This is a genomic window from Allobranchiibius sp. CTAmp26 (assembly GCF_017565405.1).
GTDB lineage: Bacteria > Actinomycetota > Actinomycetes > Actinomycetales > Dermatophilaceae > Allobranchiibius.
This window is the reverse complement of record NZ_JAGEKR010000010.1, coordinates 241,651-260,424: the sequence shown is the minus strand read 5'-3', so window position 1 is coordinate 260,424 and position 18,774 is coordinate 241,651. Positions and strand designations below refer to the sequence as shown.

The window sequence follows — 18,774 nt, the reverse complement described above, 5'->3', positions numbered from 1 at the left end:
CGACTGACTCCCACGTCGACCCCGACCGTCTGCATCCCCGTCGAAGGACCGCACCCATGACCACTCTCACCGCTGCCCCGCTCACCTCCACGCCGCAGCCCGGCCGGCACAACCCGGGTCAACTGCTCGACATCGCCCACCTCTTCGCCCATGACTGGCGTCTGAACGCGCTCGCCTCGATCAGCCGGGACCACGCCGAACGGCACTGGATCGAGCTCGCCTCGATCCCCGCCGTCCAGATCTGGGCGATCGCCTGGCCGTCCGGCACGGGCACCGGCTGGCACGACCATGGCGTTGCTTCGGGCGCGTTCGTCGTCGTCTCCGGCGCCTTGGTGGAGCAGGCGTGGCACGACGGCGTACGTCGTACCGACCTGACCGCCGGTCAGGGCAAGGGCTTCGGCGCCGATCACGTCCACGACGTGCAGAACCTCGGCTCGGAGCTCGCGATCTCGGTGCACGCCTACTCCCCGACGCTGACCGACATGACGCGCTATGAGCTGCAGGGCGAGCAGTTGCTCCGCCTCGGCACCGACTCCGCCGGCGACGCCTGGTGAATCCGCCGACTGCGCATGTAGCACCGCTGATGGGGCGCGATCGGTCCGCGACAGGCGCAGTCGGCGGGTTGGGACCACCGGGTGACGGGCGAGGGGCGTGCGTGACAGGGTGACGTCATGCCTACGGATTCCTCTGCCGCTCTAACAGGTTCACTCTTGACCGACGCGTTTGAACGGGTCCACGAGCTCATCCCGGGCATCGTCACGGATCTGAGCACCGCAGAGCTCCTCTGGCGGCCGGATGCGGACGCGAACTCCATCGGTTGGCTCGTTTGGCATCTGACCCGGGTGCAGGACGATCACCTCGCTGGGCTCACCGGGAAGGACCAGGTGTGGACCGCGGACGGCTGGGCGAGCCGGTTCGCCCTCCCGTACGACGACGACACCATCGGGTACGGGCAGTCCAGTGCGCAGGTCGGCGCGTTCGCGGTCGACGACCCCGCGCTGTTGACGGGCTACCACGCCGCGACCCACCAGGCGACGGTCGCCGCGCTACGGGAGTTCTCCGGCGACGACTACGAGCGCGTGGTCGACGCGAACTGGAACCCTCCGGTCACGCTGGGTGCCCGGGTCGTGTCGGTGCTGAACGACATCAGCCAGCACGCCGGCCAGGCGTCGTATGTGCGCGGCCTGCTCGAGCGGCGTACCTGACCGGCCGGCACAGCATCGAGCGGAGGGGTGCACCGTCGAGCGGAGGGCCTATGACCCCTCCACTCGGCGGCGGAGCCCTCCGCTCGATGTGAGGTGGGCACGTTCGACGTGGCGTGTGGAGCCGGTCAGGCGTCGGTGCGGGTCTCCTTCGCGGCGCCCTTCTCGGTGCTGGAGTCGGAGGTCGAGAGGTGACCGCCCATGTCCTCCAGGTGCGCGCGAACGAACCACTGGAACTTCTCCAGCTCGGCCGTCTGCCCGATGAGCAGATCCTCGGTGATCGGGTCGACGTCACCGGCGGTCGCGATGGCCTTGCGGTTGTCGCCCACAACCCCGTTGTAGACGAGGTCCAACGCGCCCAGGTGCGCCAGGACGGAGTCGCGGCCGATGGAGTAGTCGTCCCAGGTGCGGTCGCGCTCGATGGCGCCGGGCGTCCCAGACGGCGAGCCGCCCAGCGTCGCGATGCGCTCGGCTACGGCGTCGGCGTACCCACGCACCAGGTCGACCTGCGGGTCGATCATCTCGTGCACCGCGATGAAGTGCGGGCCGACGACGTTCCAGTGCACGTGCTTGAGGGTCAGGTGCAGATCGTTGTACGCGCTCAGTCGCTTCTGCAGGGTCGTGATGAGGGACTCGATGTCCGATGTGGACAGTCCGGGAACGGTGTAGTGCACGGCCATGACAGCTCCTTCTGCCGGGGCACGATCGCACACAGCGAATGAGGCGCCGGTCGGGCCCGGGCTGAATTTCGAGGGATGTGGCGGGACTGCTTTCGACGTTACACCGGCGGTCGGACGGCTCACGGTGGCCCGTCTCGATCCGCGACGATCAGTCGGTGATGCGGTCGACGACCGAGCGCAGCAGCCCCTTCTTGTGTGTCGTGCCGTCCTCGTCCCGCTCCACGCGGCCGCCGGCCCAGTCCGGGTCGCTCGGCCACGGACCGACAGGATCGAGGTCGCTCGGATCGGCGTCGTCCGCAGGTTCGGTCAGGGCCCGGTCGAAGGCCTCGCGCACCTCCACCAGCTCGTAGCCCTCCGGGAGAAGGTCGCGCCGGAAGTCGGTCTCGGAGCAGACCATGTCCTCGTGCAGGCTCTCGACCAGTGATTGGACCGTCGAACCCGGCACGTCGGCGAACTGCCCGGCGAGCTTGCCGACCACCGCGGTCGGCAGCAGCGGCACCTCGACCTGGGGGCGGGTGAGGCCCGCGGTCTCGGTGAAGAGCGCGAGCAGGTCGGAGTACGGCATCCGCTCGGACCCGCCGATGTCATAGGACCGTGACGCCCCGCCGTGGTCGATGCATCCCGCGAGGGCGTTGACGGCATCGACGATCGCGATGGGCTGGACCTGCGACTTCATCCAGGTGGGGATGGTGTGCACCGGGAGACGTTCGGACAACTGCCGGACGATCTCGAACGACGTCGAACCGCTGCCCAGCAGAATCGCCGCACGCAGCGCGTACGTCGGGATCCCGGAGCCGGTGAGGATCTGCTCGACCTCCAGGCGGGAGCTGATGTGGTCCGACAGGTCCTCGTGGTCCACCGGCGGGACGATGCCGGACAGGTAGACGATGCGACTCACACCGGCCTGCTGAGCGCCGTCGGCGAAGATCTGCGCGCTCTCGCGGTCCTTCTGCATGAAGTCGTCGCCGCCGAGGCCGTGGATCAGGTAGTACGCGGTGTGCACCCCGTCGAGCCCGGCGAGCACCTGCTCCTTGTCCGACACGTCGAGTTGCACGGCGTCGACCCGGTCGGACCACCAGAAGCGCTCCGCATCGGACGCGTCGATGAAACCGCCCGCCACCGAGTGGCCGCGGCGCAGCAACTCGGGGATGAGCCGGCCTCCGACATATCCGCTGGCGCCGGTGACGAGGACACGCTGGGACTGGGTCATCACTCGACAGTACGGCGCGTGCGCCGGCCGGTCAGCAGCACCGCCCGCCACCGGGCGGGCAGGCCCCACCCGTCCTCCCGCGGCGCATACTGCAGAGATGAGCGACGACGACGAGAAGCAGGTCTCCGAGACCTCCGTGATGACTCCGGGCGGCGGCGCGCAGGACGCGCCCGGCACCGATGACGGCGTGCCTCCCGCGCAGGACTCCCAGACCGAGGCGGACGGCGCGCCGCGTGACTACCGCGCCGACCGCACCGTCTCGGACGAGACGACCCCGCAGGCCGATCCGGAGGACCTGGGATGACGTCGCAGGCCGCTCACGGGTCATCCGTCGCGCAGGACGACGAGGCGCGCGACACCGTCTGGAAGCTGCTGGACAAGGCCCGTTTCTGCATGATGACGACCATCGACGAGCGCGGGGGGCTGGTGTCGCGCCCGATGGCGACACAGCAGACCGACGACGATCTGCTGTGGTTCTTCGCGGCCGCGGACTCGCCGAAAGTCGCTGAGCTGCAGGCGGATCCGCGGGTCAACCTGGCCTTCTCCGATGCGGACGACTTCGTCTCCCTGGCCGGTACGGCGAAGGTCGTCCACGACCCGGAGAAGAACCGTGAGTTGTGGAACAAGTTCGCCGAGGGGTGGCTGCAGGCCGAGCCGGAGGACGAGCGAGTGGTGCTCATCAAGGTCACTGCGGACACCGCGGAGTACTGGGACACCCCGGCGAAACCGTCCCGTCTGGTCGGCATCGTCCGCACGCTGACCTCCGGTGCCAAGCCGCCGGGAGGGGACCACAAGACGGTCGATCTCTGATCGGCACCGACCGTCCAGCCGACGGCGTGCGGTATCCCGTTACGTCGTACGGCATCGTCAGATCAACGAAGTGACGGTGCGACAAGTGGGATCCCAGTGCCGCAGAGAGTCCGCGACCCCCGCGTCCGGACGGGCCGTCTCTGCCGCGCACAGAGCATCGTTCAGCCGCGTGACCGGCACCTTGCGCGAGAGCGTCAGGTGCGGGACCCACGCGCCGTCCTCCACGTCGGAGCGCAGGTCGGTCACGACGTCACGCAGCGCACGGTCCGGCACGACCAGATAGGCGACCACGAAGGGTCCGCGCCCGAAGACCACGGTGGCGCCAACGGTGAAGCGGACGGGCAGCAGCGGGCCCAGTTCGTGGGCAGCCCGTTGCGACAGCTCGGGGGTCACGGTCGGCGCCGAGAGCAGCGTCAGATGAGGGCGGTGGGTCGAGCTGGTGCGACGACCCTCCGACGGGATCTCCAGCTGCTCCAGGGTCCGCCACCCGGTGCGTACCGCTTCGTCGGTGGCCGGGTCGAGGCTGAGGTCAAGCGATGAGAACGGCACCGATTGACTCTCGCACGCGGGCTGTCACGTCTGCGCCGCCGCGGGCACGCCGTCGCACACCGACCACTCACCGGCATCGGCGTCATGGCGCACCAGTCCACGTGCCTCGAACTCCTGGAGCCAGCCCAGCATCGGATAGTCACCCCAGCGGTCGTGGAACACGTTGGCGTTGCGCACGATCGGTGCAATGTGCTGAACCGGTGGGGTGCTCGTCGCGTGGTACTGGTGGTACGCCGTCGCCCCGCCCACCCAGGTCAACCGACCGCCCGCGCGACCGAGGACGCGGGCCAGGTCGGTGTCCTCGGCGCCGTACCCGACGTAGTCCTCGCAGAACCCGCCCAACCGGTGCCAGGTCGGTGCGCTGAGCGCGAAGGACAACGACCAGAACAACTCCAGCCGCGGCTCGTCCATCAGACGGTCACCAGCAGGCACCGGCCGGGCCGGGTGCGGTCGCGACCTGGCGAGATCGGTGTCGGTGTACGCCGTCTCGCTCTCCCTGCGCGGCGGCAGATAGTGCACCGGGCCGCTCCAGATCACCGGTGTCGCGTCCCGCACGGGTGTCGCGACCTGCGCGTACCGCTCGAGGAGACGTGACCCGGGCAGGCAATCCACATCGAGGAACACCAGGGTGTCCGCGCCGTCCTCCAGCGCGGCGGCGGCTCCTGCGTTCCGGGCGGCGGCCAGCGGCAGCCTCGCAGGGTCGGCGTCGATGCGGACGACGCGCGTGTGCGGCGTCTGGGACAACAGGGGCGCGATGGCGGCGTCTCCCATCGCGACGACGACATGTCGGTCTGGGCGACGCGTGCCGCGGGCCAGATGGGCCACCTGCGCGGACAGGTGATCGTGACGTCCGTGCGCAATGGTGACGAGCGCCACCCGAGTGGTCACGCCGAAGCTCTCGCATCGAGTGCCGCCGCGGCGCGTTGGGCGCCGCGTAGGTCGTTCCAGCGGGACCAGGACGCACCGCCGTGCCCGACGACGTCGGCCAGCAATTCCGGCCAGTCTCCTGCAGCGGGCCACACCTCGCGCGTGACTGCTAGGGCACCCGCACGGAGCGCCCGCGCCGTCGCCAGCTGCTCGTCGTGCGGGCGCGGCTGTGCCACCACCACGGCGGGACGGCGCAGGGCGGCGACCTCGGCGACGGCGTTCTGGCCGGCATGCGTCACCACGGCCGCGGACTCGGCCAGCAGTTCGGGGAGTGGGACCTCGCTCGGTCCGAACGGGCCCCCGCAGAAAGTCCAGCGCCAGTCGGGGGTCTCTTCAGCAACCTGATCCGCGAAGTGTGCGGGCAGGTCCGCCCCGCCATCGCCGAGCAGGCACGTCACGGACGGGCCGACGGCGTCCCTGGCGCGTGCGGCATCGAAGCTGGGTCCGTCGAAGCGGGAGAACGCGCCGGTGTGCACGGTCTTGGCCGTCCACCGCCCCGGCCAGTGCGGCTCGGCGAACGCGGCGGGCCACGGTGCCAGCAGAGCGTCGGCGACGTCGTAGGCGAGTTCGTGTGCCGGATCGGTGCGGTCGCCGCGCATGGCGACGACCACGACGGGTACGCCGAGGGTGCGTGCCAGCAGCGTGACCTCCACCGACACGTCGACCACCATCAACCGCGGTCGGTGTGCCGCGATCCACCGGGCGATCGTCGCCATCCGGGACGTGTAACCGCGGTGCCGCAGCGGCGCCCAGTGCAGGCGGCCGTGTGCGTCGACATCGGCACCCGGTCCTGGCGGGTCGTCGTCGAGCGGCAACGACACCCAGTCGCCCCGCCAGTCCGCAGGCGCCTCGAGCGAACTCAGGCCCGTCACCGGGGACTCCAGGTGCCGCGAGAGGTTGGCCAGCCGTGCGAGATGACCCGACCCCTGGTGGTGCACGTAGTAGCCGATCACCCGAGCGCCCGGCGGTAGATCGCGGCGTGGCGGGCAGCCACGTCGGACTGCTCCGCTCGACGTTCCTGCGTCGTCGCACCTGCGGCGGGGCGCAGCTCGCCGAGCACCTGCCGGACGACCTCCGGCCGGGCGTCCAGGGACAGCGTGACCGTCGGGTGCTGCTCGCCGTAATGCCCGACGGCCGGCGTGACGACGCTCGTGCCGACGTCCCAGCACGACTCGACCCAGCCGGAGTGGGTCCCCCAGCGATAGGGCAACAGCAAGGCGTCGATGCCCGACAGGAACTCCCACAGCTGGCGCTCGTCGGTGTATCCGGCCACCTCCTCCACGTGCCATCGGCCCTCGCGGGCGCCGGCGGCGACGAGCGCACCGACCCCGTTGCCGGAGAGGGCGGCCGTCGATACCCGGATGACGATGTCCGCATCGGCGGGGGCATGCCGCAGCAGGGCAAGGGCGGCAGCGGCGTCGACGTTCGGGCGCAGCGATCGAAGATTCAGTCCGATCCGGCCGCCGCGCCGCGCCCGCGCGCGGACCCGGCGGCTCACCAGGCCGAGGTCGAACTGATGTGGGTGCGGTATGACGTGTGCTGTCACACCGTATCGACGCTTCAGATCGTCGGCTGCGCCGCGGGTGAGGGTGATGGTGACGGCTGCGGCCTTGGTGAGCACTCCCAGTGACGCATGGTGCCGCTCCTGGCCTGTGGTGTGCGGATTGTCGAGGTCGTGCACCGTCAGGACGAGCGGTATGTCCTGGGCGGCGAGGGTGTCGGCCCAGGTGCGCAGCTGTTGGGGAGTCCGGTGCTCGAAGCCGAAGTGCAGGTGCATGACGTCGACCTCGCCGGCGTACGCACGGACCCACGACGGGTCGAGAGCCGGCGACGGGCGCCACGGATCGGCGTACGACGTGCTGGCGCCGGAATCGGGCAGATGCACGACGTCGGGGGCTCCGGTGAGGCACCGGTCGACGTACGGGTGACGACCCGGGATCGTGCAGACGCGTACGGGGCGGGGTTCAGGGAGCGAGGGCATGGGGCACGACCTGGGGCAGTGAGGTGCTGACGACCGCGCGGTAGGCCTCGATGTAGGACCGACTCATCTGGTGCAGGGAGAAGCGGCGCTCGGCGAAGCGTCGGACCTCGACGCGGGACACCCCGTCGGCGGCCCTGGCGGCACATGCCATCGCCGCGACGTCGTTCGCCGGCACGAGGCGGCCGACCCGGGTGCAGGTGAGGATGTCGGGAATTCCCCCGCGGCCGAACGCGATGACGGGGGTGCCGCACGCGAGCGCCTCGATGACCACCAGTCCGAAGGGCTCGTCCCAGGTGGGCGTGACGAGGACGGCGCGGGCGCGGCGCACATGGTCGACCTGCGCCGCGCCGGACAGGTGGCCGAGGTAGCGGACGTCGGGGCCGAGTCGATGCCGGATCTCACGTTCGAAGTACGCGGGGTCGCTGATCGGCCCGGCGAAGTCGAGCGGCATCCGCGCGAGCCGAGCCGCCTCGATGGCGAGGTGCGGAGCCTTTTCGGGGGTGATCCGGCCCGACCACCACAAGCGGTCGCCGCCGGGGCCGGGGTGCCACCAGGCGAGGTCGACGCCGTTGTGGATCACGGCCGGAGCCTCCGGAAGCCGGTCCCAGGAGCGCGCGGTGAAGTCGCTGACCGCGGTGAACCCGCCGATCTTGCCGGTCGCCGAGGCGATCGCGGACTCCAACCAGGGGGTCGGCGGGGTGTGCAGAGTGGTGAGCATGGGCACGTCGCAAGTGTCGGCCATGGCCAGCGGCAGATAATGCAGCGAATGATTGTGGATGACGTCGAAGCGGAAGCGGCCGACCGCGGCCAGGCGACGCATCGCCGACAGGTAGGTGTGGTGCTCGGTCATGAACTCCGCCGAGGGCATCGAGTGGTCCCGGGCTGCGAGCTCGCTCGGCGTCCACCGGCCACCCGCGAGCGACCATTGGTCGTCGACGTCGTCCGATCCCTCGCGGGCGATCAGCGTCACGTCGTGCCCGTCGGCGACGAGCTGGTTACGCAGGTGCCACACCATCGACTCGAGGCCACCGGAGAATGGCGGTGCGATGTGGTTGCGGGCCGGCGCGAGCATGGCGACGCGCAACCGGTCGCCCGCGCTGCGCGATGAAGCGCGCCAGCTCATCGGCACGGCGCTGAGCAGGTGTCGTCAGTGCGGCGAGGGGGCATGTTCACCTCAATCGGCTCGGGCGCGTGCGTCGGTGATGTGACCATAGACCCCAGCCACCGAGGACCTTGGGCCCTTTCGCGTAGTGCAACTCCGGGAGGGACACACGCACCATGAGGGACCTCACGTTCGTGCTCGCCGGACCGGCCCGGCACGGGGTGCGGCTGCACGCGCACGCCTTAGCGCGGCATACCCCGGGGGCCCACCTGGTAAACATCGACGACGGGGACCTGCCCCCCGGGCCCGTGCACCTGCACTTCACCGACCGCATCTTCGGGCGCGACGCGCTGCTGGCCGCCGACCGGTTGGGCGCACTGGTGGGGAGCCGCCCGATGACGCTGACCCTGCACGATCTGCCCCAACACTCCGATGGCGCGTCGTTCGAACGACGTCGGCAGGGGTACGCGCAGGTGGTCGCCGGTGCGCGCGGCGTCCAGGTGAGCAGCGAGCACGAGCGATTCCTGTTGGAACGGGTATGGCGGGCGGCGGGCCAGGGATCGCTGCCGCCGGTCACGGTGGTGCCCCTGCCGGTGGACCGGCCGCCGCGGTGGGGCCCACGCGGCGTCGCGACGAAGCCGGGCGCCGGTCCGGTGGTCGTGCTCGGATTCGTCTACCCGGGCAAGGGGCACGCCGAGACGTTGCGGGCGATGGCCGCGCTGCCGCCGGGCGTCCCCTTGGTCGCGGTGGGTGCGCCGTCGGACGGCCACGAGGACCTGTTGGTCCAGTTGGAGCAGGACGCTGCGGCGCAGGGCAGATTGTTCGAGTGCACGGGGTATGTCACCGACGAGGACCTCGAGGACTGGACCGACCGCAGCGGCGTACCGGTGAGCGCGCACACCCACATCTCGGCCTCGGGTTCGATCAACCGGTGGATCAGCAGCGGACGGCGGCCGATCGTGACGCCGGGTGCGTACGTCGAGGAGCTGCACCGCCGCGCGCCGTGGGCCGTCACCGTCACGACCGACCTGCCGGCCGCGATCGGAGCTGCTCTGCACGACCCGGCATCCACGTGGATCCGTGAGTCCGAGTGGGACGGCGATTCCCTGCCGGACACCCGGGCAGCCGCGGCCATGCAGCTGGCTGCGATCGATGCGCTGGGGCCGGCATGAGCGCGACCGTCGGGGTCGTCGTCCCGCACTACGACGACGCGAAACGGTTGCGATGGGTGTTGAACGCCCTTGCACGACAGTCGTTCCCGGCCGAGCGGATGCATGTGGTGGTGGCGGACGACGGATCGCCGCACCCCCCGGCACTGCCCGAGTTGCCGTTCCGGTGTGAGCTGGTCCGCCAGGCCGATCAGGGCTTCCGCGCCGCGGCCGCGCGCAATCTGGGAGCAGCGACGGTGGAGGGTGACCTCCTGGTGTTCCTCGACGGCGACACCGTGCCGGCACCCGGCTACGTGAGCGCCCTGTCACAGGCCGCACAGTCGTCGCCGCACGGGTTCCTCGGCGTCGGACGACGCGAGCATGCCGACTTCATCGGATGCTCGGACGAGCAGGTCGAGGCCTGGGTGCGCAGCGGACCGCCCGCGGAGCAGGTCCTCCCCTCACCGCGGTGGCTGCGGGACGGGTACGCACGAACCGGCGACCTGCGCGATGCCGGTGAGGAGGACTTCCGGCTGGTCATCTCCGCGGTGCTGGCCGTGGACCGCGACCTCTTCGAACGGGCCGGCGGGTTCGACGCGACGATCACGGGGTACGGCGGCGAGGACTGGGATCTTGCCTGGCGATGCTGGCTGCTCGGCTCGCGGATGCGGCACGTCCCGGATGCGGTGGCGTGGCACGACGGTCCCGACGCCGGTGCCCGCGCCGGCGCGCGCAGCGCCGGGCGAGCCGCCAAGGACGGTGAGTCCCTGGCGCTCGCCGAGCGGATCACGCTGCCCAGTGTGCGCGGGCGGGGACTGGTCTGGGCCCGGCCCGACATCGCCGTGCGGATCCACGGTCGGCACAGCGACGCCGCGCTCTACCTCACCGCGGTCACGTTGTTGCGCGACAGCGACGCCGGGATCTGGCTGGTCGATCACGAGGCGGTGCCCCACGCGCTGACGGCGGACCCGCGGGTGCACGCCGGCCCATTGCCACCCGTCATTCGCGACCGTGCGCGCTTTCACGTCGAGCTCTGGACACCGTTGCTGCTGCAGTGCACGCTGACTGCAGCATGCGCGGCGGACGAGGTGCACGTGCCAGGGGTGCTCCGGATCCGGCGTACCCGTCAGCTGGCGCTCGGTGCCCCGGACCCCGCATCCGTGTCACGTCCGCCGTGGGTGTGCGCGGTGCCCGATGAGGGGCTGGAGCAGGTACTGGGACGGTGGAACTCCGATGAGTGACCAGACGCACGAGCCGATCGCGGATCCGGCCGGCGACCCGGCGGACGCCCCTGCCGAGCAGGCGGACGACCAGGGGCGCCGAGAGCACTACGGCGAGTTTTACGGGTTGCGCTCGCCGCAGCAGTCGGAGCTGCCGTTGCTGGTCGTCTACGGCAACTGTCAGGCCGAGGCGACCCGGGTGCTGCTCGACGGAGCGGCCGACGGCCGGTGGCGCACCCTGCGGATGCCACCGGTGCACGAGCTGGTCGCGGAGGATCTGCCGCACCTGAAGCGAGTGCTCGCCGACACGTCGTACCTGGTGGCGCAGCCCGTCGCCGACGGCTACCGCGACCTGCCGCTCGGTACGCAGGAGATCGCCCGGTTGCTGCCCGAGCACGCGTCCGTCGCGCGGTTCCCGTCGGTCTACTGGGCCGCGCTCTTCCCCACGCAGGTCATCGTCCGGGTGCCCGGTGCGGGTGATCCGCCGGGGGTGCCCTACCACGACCTGCGGGTGCTCGTCGCGGCTGCGAACAACGCGCCGGTGTCCTTCGAACCGGTGTCGGCGGACGGGGTGCGCGCTGTGCACGACGACTCGCTCGAGCAGCTCCGGGCACGGCAGGAGCATCACGAAACTATCGATGCCGCAACGATTCTCGAACATGCGGGCGCGGACACCACCTGGGTCGTGAACCACCCGCACAATCACGTCCTGATGCAGGAGTCCCAGGCGATCCTGGACCGGCTGGAGCTGACCGGCGAGGTCGGCGACCCGGGCAGGGTGCTGCTCGGCGAGCTGCGCACACCGGTCTACGCGCAGACGCTGGAGGCGCTCGGGGTCGACGGCACGCCCAGCACCAGCTGGCAGATCCGCGGCGAGGAGGTCTCCGAGCAGGAGATCGCCGAGGAGCAGCTCGCCTGGTACGCCGAGCACCCCGAGGCGATCGAGATCGGGCTGAAGCAGCACGCGGAGCTGGTGCGCACACTCGGACTCTGAGGGGGCGTGCCACGACCGGTCCCGCGGGTTGCGATAGTGAGCGGGCGGGAACCATGCCGCCCCTCGTCTCCGGAAGGACGATGACCGTCATGTCGTGGACCGATGAGGTGGCGTCCGGGATGTTGTGCGCGCCCGACGCGCAGATCCCGCTCGACCTGCCGGAAGTTGTTCCGGCGCAACGAGTCCCGTTCGCGCTCGACCTCGCCGGCGAGCTGTCGCAGCGGCTCCCGTCGCCAGGGGACGGCGCCACGCTGCAGCTGTGGGATGCGATGGCGCGGATCGCGGCGTACGACCTCACCGTCGCCCGCGCGCTGGAGCCGCACCTCGACGCCCTCGCGATCCTGCATCAAGCCGGCGTGCCGCTCACCGAGGTCGGCGCCGACGAGCGCTCGACATGGGGCGTCTTCGCGGCCGAGGGGCCAGACGGTCGCCTGTCCGCCCGCGAGACCACCACAGGGTGGGTCGTCGACGGCGTGAAGCCCTGGTGCTCCCTGGCCGGGCAGGTGTCCCACGCGCTCGTGACCGCATGGACCTCCGACACCACCCGACGGCTGTTCGCCGTCTCACTCGGCGACGACGTCCGTCCTCGCCCAGGTCGCTGGGCCAGTCGGGGGCTGGTCGAGATCCCCTCGGCTCCAGCCGAATTCGCCGATGTCGCGGCGGTGCCGATCGGCGACGACGGGTGGTACCTCCAGCGACCCGGTTTCTGGTGGGGCGCGATCGGGGTCGCTGCGTGCTGGTACGGCGGTGCCGCGGGGGTCGCGCGCCGGCTCGCTCCGCGTACGGGTGGAGCGGGTCGCGCACCCGACCAGATCGCACAGCTGCACCTGGGTGAGGCCGACACGCTGCTCTTCGCGGCACGTGCCACGCTCTGGCACGCGGCCGCGCGGGTGGACGACCCCGAGGCGCGCGCCGGGGACGAGGTGCTCGCGCGACGGGTGCGCGGCCTGGTCCGTACGGTCGCGGACGACGTGCTCGGCAGCACCGCCCGGGCCACCGGCCCGGCGCCGCTCACCTTCGAGGAGGAGCACGCCCGCCGGGTCGCCGACCTGTCGGTCTACGTGCGTCAGGACCACGGCGAGCGCGACCTCGCGGCGCTGGGTGCACAGCTCACCGCGGACCGGCACGAGGGATGACGCCGGCCTTCCACCACCTGGACGGCGGACATCCGGAGGGCGACTGGCTGGCCGACGAGCGGTGGACGGGCCTGCCGACGTTGACGATCGAGCCCGGCCGAGGGATGCGTCGCATGGTGCTGCTGGCGGCCCATCCCGACGACGAGACACTCGGCGCCGGCGGCCTGCTGCACCGCGCCGCGCGGGCCGGCGTCCCCGTCGAGGTGATCGTGGCCTCGGACGGCGAGGCATCGCACCCGGATTCCCCGACGTACGACCGGGTGGAGCTCGCGCGACTGCGCCGCGACGAGGTGGCCGCGGCGGTCGCGATCCTGGCGCCCGGCGTGCGCGTCCGGCACCTGGGGCTTCCGGACGGCGGTCTGGCCGTGCGCGTCGCGGCCGTGGCGGAGGCGCTGCACGACTGCGTCGCCGACCTCGGCGTCGGCGCGGTCATCGTGGCGCCCTGGCGTCACGACGGGCACACCGACCACGATGCGCTCGGTGCGGTGGCGGCGCGGGTCGCCGAGCAGACCGGCGCGCTGCTCCTGGAGTACCCGATCTGGTTGTGGCACTGGGGTGTTCGTGATGACGTGCCGTGGTCCCGACTGCGGGTGCTGCCACTCGGGGAGGACGAACGGAAGCTCAAGCGGCGTGCGCTCGCGACCCATGTGTCGCAGATCGCGCCGCTGTCGGAGGCACCTGGTGACGAGGTGCTGCTCGGCGCCGGGATGCTGGCGCATTTCGACCGGCCGTTCGAGACCTTCGTGGACAGCTCCGGCCTGGCGGGGGTGGAGCTCTTCGAACGACTGCACTCCGCGCAGGTCGATCCGTGGCAGGTGCGCAGCAGCGACTACGAGCGCCGCAAACGCGAGCTCACCGTCGGACTGCTACCCCGCGGCCGGTTCGCGCGCGCCTACGAGCCCGGCTGCTCGGTCGGAGAACTCAGCGCCGCACTCGCCCCGCTCTGCGACCGCCTCGTCTGTCAGGACCTGAGCACGACGGCCGTGCGGGAGGCGCGGACGCGGCTCGCGGCGTACCCGCAGGTCGAGGTGCGTGAGGGCAGGGTGCCGCGGGACTGGCCCGAGGGTGACTTCGACCTGATCGTGCTGTCCGAGATCGGGTACTTCCTCAGCCCGACGGATCTCGACGCGGTCCTGCGCCGGGCGCGCATGACGCTGCGCCCGGGTGGGTATGTCGTCGTGTGTCACTGGGCGCATCCCATCGAGGGCTGGGAGTTGGACGGCCGGGACGTGCACGCCCGTGCCGAGGAACTGCTCGACCTGCCGGTGCACGCGCGGCACGCCGACGAGGACGTACTGCTGGAGGTGTTCGGACCGTGTCCGTGATCGAACGGGTGGGGGTGGTGGTGCCCGCGCGTGACGAGGCGCTGCTGCTGCCCCGCTGCCTGACGGCGTTGGGCACGGCCGTGGAATGGCTGCGGGTGAAGCGCCCGCACGTGGAGGTCAGCATCATGGTCGTGCTGGACTCGTGCGTCGACGGGAGCGCTGCCGCGGTGAGCGGGCATCCCGGCGTCCTGGTCGCGGCCACGTCGGTCGGCAACGTGGGGGCGGCACGCCAATCGGGAGTACGCCGGCTCATCGTCGCGGCGGCACCGGACTGGTTCGCCACCACCGACGCGGATTCGGCGGTCCCGGTCGACTGGCTGGTGCACCAGGTGGACGCCGGCACCTCGGGCACGCACCTGCTGCTCGGCACCGTCGTACCCGATGACACGGAGATCACCCCGGCACAGTTCGCCCGCTGGCAGGCCCGGCACACAGACGGCGACGGGCACGGCTACATCCACGGTGCCAACCTCGGCTTCAGCCGGGGGGCGTACGACGCGACCGGTGGTTTCCGCTCTCTTCCGGCGCACGAGGACGTCGACTTCGCCGACCGGGTCAAGGCCACCGGGCTGCGGTGGGAGGCCTCCGCGGCGATCCCGGTGCTGACCTCCGCGCGCACGATCGGACGCGCGCCGGACGGGTTTGCGGGCTACCTGCGCGACGATCTGGACGACCGGCCCGTACGCGGCGCCTGATCCGTTCCCGCTCCTCGCGCGACGGTCACTGGCTGCCGTCGTCGGATCCTGCGGAGGAGAACCGTGCCCGTCCCAGTTGGTCCGCAGCGATCTCGTAGTCGTCGTCGGCGCCGTAGGTGAGCACCCCCGCGAGCTGCTGCTCGCGGCCGTAACGGACTGTGAAACCACCCGCCCGTTCGGTCACCGAGAGGTCGTCCCAACCATCGCCCCACGCCGAGTACTTCAACTGGTGCTGCCCGATCTCGCTCCAGAAGCCCGGCGGGTCGATCCACTCCGCATCCTGTCCGGCGGCGCCGCGGCCGGCGATCTCACCCATCGTCGACGCATCCCCCCAATGCTCCACGGACAGCGTCCGCCCGGCGCGGGCGTGGTGGGCGTGCACGGCGTCGCCTGCGGCCCACACGTCGCGCATCGTCGTGCGCAACCGTTCGTCGACGACGATCCGGTCGTCGTACATCGCGATGCCGCTGCCGTGCAGGAAGTCGGTGCTCGGGGTGATGCCGATCGCCGCCAGCACGAGATCTGGCTCATAGGTGTGGCCGCCGTCTGTGTGCACCGTGCGCGGGGCCAGCACCCCGGTGACGCTCGTGTCGGTGACCAGGCGCACGCCGAGCTCGGTGAGCCAGCCTGAGATGGCACGGGACGCATGCTCGCCGAGCCGGACGGCCTGCGGCCCGCTCTCCGGAGTGACGAGGGTGGTCTCGATGCCGCGGATCGCCAGGGAGGCCGCGGCCTCGCACCCGATGAAGCCCGACCCGATCACCACTGCGGTGCGGGCATGTGCGGCGGCCGCGCTGAGCGCGCGCGCGTCGCTCAGGCTGCGCAGGTAGTGCACCTGCGCGTCGTCGTCGGCGACCGGCAACGGCGTCGGGTGCGCACCGGGGGCCAGCACCAACCGGTCGTAGGTGTGCTCGTCCTCGCCGACCGTCACCGTGTGGTGGAGAGGATCGACCGCGGCGGCGCGGCGGCCGAGGACCACGTCGATCCCGTCCAGCTCCCCCGCGCCCTCCAGGATCGGCAGGACGTGGGGCTCGCCCGCCGTGTCCTGCAGCATCTCCTTCGACAGCGGCGGTCGTTGGTAGGGCTGGTCGACATCGGCGGTGAAGACGGTGACCGGGCCGCTGCCGCCGGCGTCCAGATACCCGCGGGCAGCCATCACGCCTGCCGGCCCGCTGCCGATGACGATGAGCTCGTGGTGTGCCACGTCGGTGTGGTGCCTTCCTCGAGCGAATCGAAGGTGCAGGTCGATCAGGATCGGTTCAGGAGTAGAGGGGCCGGTCGTCGGCCTCGGTCTCCTGATGGGCCGAGGCCGACGGGTTCGGGTGCGCACCGGCGATGTGCCGACCGCGATCGTCCACGAACGCGATGGAACCGCCAGGGTGATCCGCGATCATCTCGCCGAGCCGCTCCATCTCGACCGGGTGTCCGGCCAGTCCTTCCTGGTCCAGGCAATCCTGCAGCAGCACCCCGATCTCGCGCGCGGTGCGCCCGCGCGCCTCATCGGCGACCCCCTGAACCAGGCGGGCCCACAGGAGCACGCCGTCGGGGCCGATGCGGTCGGCGAAACCTGTGCTGATGGTGATCTGTGCGGGGGAGAGGTCGGGGTTCTCGGGTGAGGCGGGCATCGGGTTCTCCGATCGTTGCAGCCGGTGGTGCGCCATATGCGATGTCCGTCCGGGTCCGGACGAACGTCGGTTCGTCTCTTACTCTGCACCTTGGCACCGACGAGATGGTGGGCGGCACGCGCGAGGGCGCCTCTGCTGTCCTCGGGCGTGCGGGGCCAGCGATCCCGCACCGGCGCTGTCGGTGGTCGTGGTTACGGTGAGGACATGAGCGATCAGCCGGGCGTCACGCCCGAAGAGACCCCCGCCCCGTCCGGCTCGGAGACCATTCCCGAGCAGGCGCCCGACACCGGTGAGACCCCTGCGAGCTCGTCCGACGCTCCCGCGGGCGGTGGCGAGACCATCGGCGCGAGCACCCCGCAGCATCAGGAGGGCTTGGAGAAGGATCCCAGCGACTGGGTCACCGGCGACGAACCGATGACGGGCGCGCAGCGCAGCTATCTGGACACGCTGGCCAAGGAGTCCGGCGAGCAGCTGCCGGCCGACCTGACCAAGGCGCAGGCGTCCGAGCACATCGATCGGTTGCAGGGCAAGAGCCCCCGCGTCGACTGACTCCGGCGCTCGATGCGCCTCGCGGTTGCTACGCGCGGCGCCGTCAGGGCTCTCGACGATGGCCGCTGCGGGAAGCCACGGGAACGGCCCACCCCTCGTCACGGACGGACGCGTCGACGACGGCCTGTGCGACGCGGAGTACAAAGGACCAAGACGCCACGATCGGGTCAGCCACCGGCAAGGACGCCGCTGGCGACGACGAAAGGTGAAAGCAGCATGACGAGCGAATACCGCACGGAGAACCCCGCAACCGGTGAGATTCTGAAGACCTTCCCCGAGCTCGACGAGCAGGGCGTGCAGACCGCGTTGGATGCCGCCGAGACCGGCTACACCCACTGGCGCGGCACCGACGCGAAGGACCGTGCGGCCGCCCTCGGGCGCACCGCCGATCTCTACGAGCAGCGTTCGGACGAGCTGGCCCAGACGATCGCCCGCGAGATGGGCAAGCCGCTCAAGCAGGCCGCCGGCGAGGTGGCCCTGGCCGCGGCGATCTACCGCTACTACGCCGAGCAGGGTCCGAAGGGTCTGGTCGAGGACACCCTCGACGACCGTTCGGTCGTGCGCAAAGAGCCCGTCGGCGTGCTGCTCGGGATCATGCCGTGGAACTTCCCGTACTACCAGGTGGCCCGCTTCGTCGCGCCGAACCTTTTGCTGGGCAACGCTGTCCTGCTCAAGCACGCTCCCATCTGCGCGGCCTCCGCGCTGCTGATGGAGGAGATCCTGCACGAGGCGGGAGTCAACAAGGGGGCGTACCAGAACATCTTCGCGAGCAACGACCAGGTCGCCGACATGCTGGCCGACCCGCGGGTCCAGGGCGTCTCGCTCACCGGGAGCGAGCGCGCCGGTGCGGCGGTCGCCGAGGCGGCGGGCCGCAACCTGAAGAAGGCCGTCCTGGAGCTCGGCGGCTCCGACCCGATGATCGTGCTCGACTCCGCCGACGTGGCACAGACGGCGAAGATCGCCGCGCGTGCCCGACTGTCCAACTGCGGCCAGGCGTGCAACTCCCCGAAGCGGATGTACGTGATGGCCGACCTGTACGACGAGTTCGTCGACGGCCTGACGGCCCAGTTCGAGGGCTCGAAGGTCGGCGACCCGTTCGAGAACGACACCCAGGTCGGTCCGATGTCCTCCGCGGGCGCTCTGGATCTTCTCGAGGAGCAGGTCAAGGACGCGATCGACAAGGGTGCGACGCTGCGTACGGGTGGCAAGCGCGTAGACCGCGACGGGTCCTTCATGACGCCCACCGTGCTGACCGACGTCACCAAGGACATGCGTGCCTACACCGAGGAGCTCTTCGGTCCGGTCGCCGTGGTCTACAAGGTGCAGTCCGTCGACGAGGCCGTCGAGGCGGCCAACGCGTCGGAGTTCGGGCTGAGCGGATCGGTGTGGACCACCGATGCGGACAAGGGGCGTGCGGTCGCCGAGCGGCTCGACGTCGGCATGGCCTTCGTCAACGAGCACGGCACCACCGCGCCCGACCTGCCCTTCGGCGGTGTGAAGCGCTCCGGTTACGGCCGGGAGCTCGCGGCGTACGGCATGGACGAGTTCGTGAACAAGAAGCTGGTGCGCGGCTCCGCCAAGTAGTCGCCCGCCCGAATGACGAGTGCCCCACGACCCAGCG

The 18,774-nt window shown here is 71.0% G+C and carries 21 protein-coding genes; 12 read left to right on the top strand and 9 right to left on the bottom strand.

Translation table 11 applies throughout. From position 1 onward, the window contains the following. The first annotated feature begins 56 nt into the window (after positions 1-56). Both J4030_RS07725 and J4030_RS07720 read left to right on the top strand, forming a co-directional pair. Complete coding sequence (locus J4030_RS07725) at positions 57-554, top strand: cysteine dioxygenase family protein (protein ID WP_208048629.1); 498 nt, start codon at positions 57-59, stop codon at positions 552-554. Between the two features lie 156 nt (positions 555-710). Next, on the top strand, positions 711-1,205 hold the full coding sequence (locus J4030_RS07720; RefSeq protein WP_243762998.1) for a DinB family protein: 495 nt from the start codon (positions 711-713) through the stop codon (positions 1,203-1,205). 125 nt (positions 1,206-1,330) lie between these two features. Here the strand turns inward: J4030_RS07720 and J4030_RS07715 are convergent, their stop codons facing one another. Beyond that, on the bottom strand, positions 1,331-1,882 hold the full coding sequence (locus J4030_RS07715) for a Dps family protein (protein WP_208048627.1): 552 nt from the start codon (positions 1,880-1,882) through the stop codon (positions 1,331-1,333). A 148-nt stretch (positions 1,883-2,030) separates the two neighbouring features. After that, entirely contained in the window at positions 2,031-3,092 is a 1,062-nt protein-coding gene (locus tag J4030_RS07710) for an NAD(P)H-binding protein (RefSeq protein ID WP_208048626.1), read from the bottom strand. Positions 3,093-3,189: 97 nt separating this feature from the next. Between J4030_RS07710 and J4030_RS07705 the strand changes: the two genes are divergently transcribed. Next, positions 3,190-3,396 (top strand): hypothetical protein, encoded by a 207-nt coding sequence (locus J4030_RS07705; protein WP_208048625.1) that lies wholly within the window; start codon positions 3,190-3,192, stop codon positions 3,394-3,396. Next, positions 3,393-3,902 (top strand): pyridoxamine 5'-phosphate oxidase family protein, encoded by a 510-nt coding sequence (locus J4030_RS07700; protein WP_208048624.1) that lies wholly within the window; start codon positions 3,393-3,395, stop codon positions 3,900-3,902. Before J4030_RS07705 ends, J4030_RS07700 begins: the two co-directional genes overlap by 4 nt. 57 nt (positions 3,903-3,959) lie before the next feature. Here J4030_RS07700 and J4030_RS07695 read toward each other — a convergent pair whose 3' ends face one another. From J4030_RS07695 to J4030_RS07675, 5 genes are read right to left on the bottom strand one after another with little or no spacing between them, the layout of a single operon-like run. Next, positions 3,960-4,451, bottom strand: coding sequence for a 2'-5' RNA ligase family protein (locus J4030_RS07695; protein WP_208048623.1), 492 nt, complete (start codon positions 4,449-4,451; stop codon positions 3,960-3,962). A 24-nt stretch (positions 4,452-4,475) separates the two neighbouring features. Further along, positions 4,476-5,339, bottom strand: a complete 864-nt coding sequence (locus J4030_RS07690) for a glycosyltransferase family 2 protein (protein WP_208048622.1) — start codon at positions 5,337-5,339, stop codon at positions 4,476-4,478. Beyond that, a complete protein-coding gene (locus tag J4030_RS07685; protein WP_208048621.1) occupies positions 5,336-6,331 on the bottom strand; it encodes a glycosyltransferase in 996 nt (331 codons plus the stop codon). Before J4030_RS07685 ends, J4030_RS07690 begins: the two co-directional genes overlap by 4 nt. Continuing rightward, the gene (locus J4030_RS07680) at positions 6,328-7,359 is read right to left on the bottom strand and encodes a glycosyltransferase (RefSeq protein ID WP_208048620.1); all 1,032 of its coding nucleotides are present in this window, start codon (positions 7,357-7,359) and stop codon (positions 6,328-6,330) included. The genes J4030_RS07685 and J4030_RS07680 overlap by 4 nt, the downstream gene beginning before the upstream one ends. Further along, a complete protein-coding gene (locus tag J4030_RS07675; protein WP_208048619.1) occupies positions 7,343-8,482 on the bottom strand; it encodes a glycosyltransferase family 4 protein in 1,140 nt (379 codons plus the stop codon). The genes J4030_RS07680 and J4030_RS07675 overlap by 17 nt, the downstream gene beginning before the upstream one ends. A gap of 155 nt (positions 8,483-8,637) precedes the next feature. Here J4030_RS07675 and J4030_RS07670 point away from each other — a divergent pair, with 155 nt between their 5' ends. The 6 genes from J4030_RS07670 (at position 8,638) to J4030_RS07645 (ending at position 14,979) form a co-directional block, all read left to right on the top strand. Further along, entirely contained in the window at positions 8,638-9,633 is a 996-nt protein-coding gene (locus J4030_RS07670; protein ID WP_208048618.1) for a hypothetical protein, read from the top strand. Further along, complete coding sequence (locus J4030_RS07665) at positions 9,630-10,850, top strand: glycosyltransferase (RefSeq protein WP_208048617.1); 1,221 nt, start codon at positions 9,630-9,632, stop codon at positions 10,848-10,850. Before J4030_RS07670 ends, J4030_RS07665 begins: the two co-directional genes overlap by 4 nt. Beyond that, positions 10,843-11,823 carry a WcbI family polysaccharide biosynthesis putative acetyltransferase gene (locus J4030_RS07660; protein WP_208048616.1) on the top strand — a complete coding sequence of 327 codons (981 nt, stop codon included), beginning with the start codon at positions 10,843-10,845 and terminating at the stop codon, positions 11,821-11,823. The genes J4030_RS07665 and J4030_RS07660 overlap by 8 nt, the downstream gene beginning before the upstream one ends. 89 nt (positions 11,824-11,912) lie before the next feature. Further along, the gene (locus J4030_RS07655) at positions 11,913-12,959 is read left to right on the top strand and encodes an acyl-CoA dehydrogenase family protein (RefSeq protein ID WP_208048615.1); all 1,047 of its coding nucleotides are present in this window, start codon (positions 11,913-11,915) and stop codon (positions 12,957-12,959) included. Beyond that, positions 12,956-14,284: a bifunctional PIG-L family deacetylase/class I SAM-dependent methyltransferase gene (locus tag J4030_RS07650; protein ID WP_208048614.1), complete on the top strand. Its 1,329-nt coding sequence runs from the start codon at positions 12,956-12,958 to the stop codon at positions 14,282-14,284. Before J4030_RS07655 ends, J4030_RS07650 begins: the two co-directional genes overlap by 4 nt. Continuing rightward, on the top strand, positions 14,275-14,979 hold the full coding sequence (locus J4030_RS07645) for a glycosyltransferase family 2 protein (RefSeq protein WP_208048613.1): 705 nt from the start codon (positions 14,275-14,277) through the stop codon (positions 14,977-14,979). Before J4030_RS07650 ends, J4030_RS07645 begins: the two co-directional genes overlap by 10 nt. 25 nt (positions 14,980-15,004) lie before the next feature. On the opposite strand, the gene J4030_RS07640 is transcribed toward J4030_RS07645, so the two are convergent. Then, entirely contained in the window at positions 15,005-16,183 is a 1,179-nt protein-coding gene (locus J4030_RS07640) for an NAD(P)/FAD-dependent oxidoreductase (protein ID WP_208048612.1), read from the bottom strand. A gap of 55 nt (positions 16,184-16,238) precedes the next feature. Further along, a complete protein-coding gene (locus tag J4030_RS07635; RefSeq protein ID WP_208048611.1) occupies positions 16,239-16,604 on the bottom strand; it encodes a hypothetical protein in 366 nt (121 codons plus the stop codon). A gap of 339 nt (positions 16,605-16,943) precedes the next feature. Here J4030_RS07635 and J4030_RS17890 point away from each other — a divergent pair, with 339 nt between their 5' ends. Together J4030_RS17890 and J4030_RS07625 are read left to right on the top strand one after the other, a co-directional pair. Further along, on the top strand, positions 16,944-17,153 hold the full coding sequence (locus tag J4030_RS17890) for a DUF3072 domain-containing protein (protein ID WP_307864613.1): 210 nt from the start codon (positions 16,944-16,946) through the stop codon (positions 17,151-17,153). Between the two features lie 216 nt (positions 17,154-17,369). Beyond that, positions 17,370-18,737, top strand: a complete 1,368-nt coding sequence (locus J4030_RS07625; protein WP_208048609.1) for an NAD-dependent succinate-semialdehyde dehydrogenase — start codon at positions 17,370-17,372, stop codon at positions 18,735-18,737. The last annotated feature ends 37 nt before the right edge of the window (positions 18,738-18,774 follow it).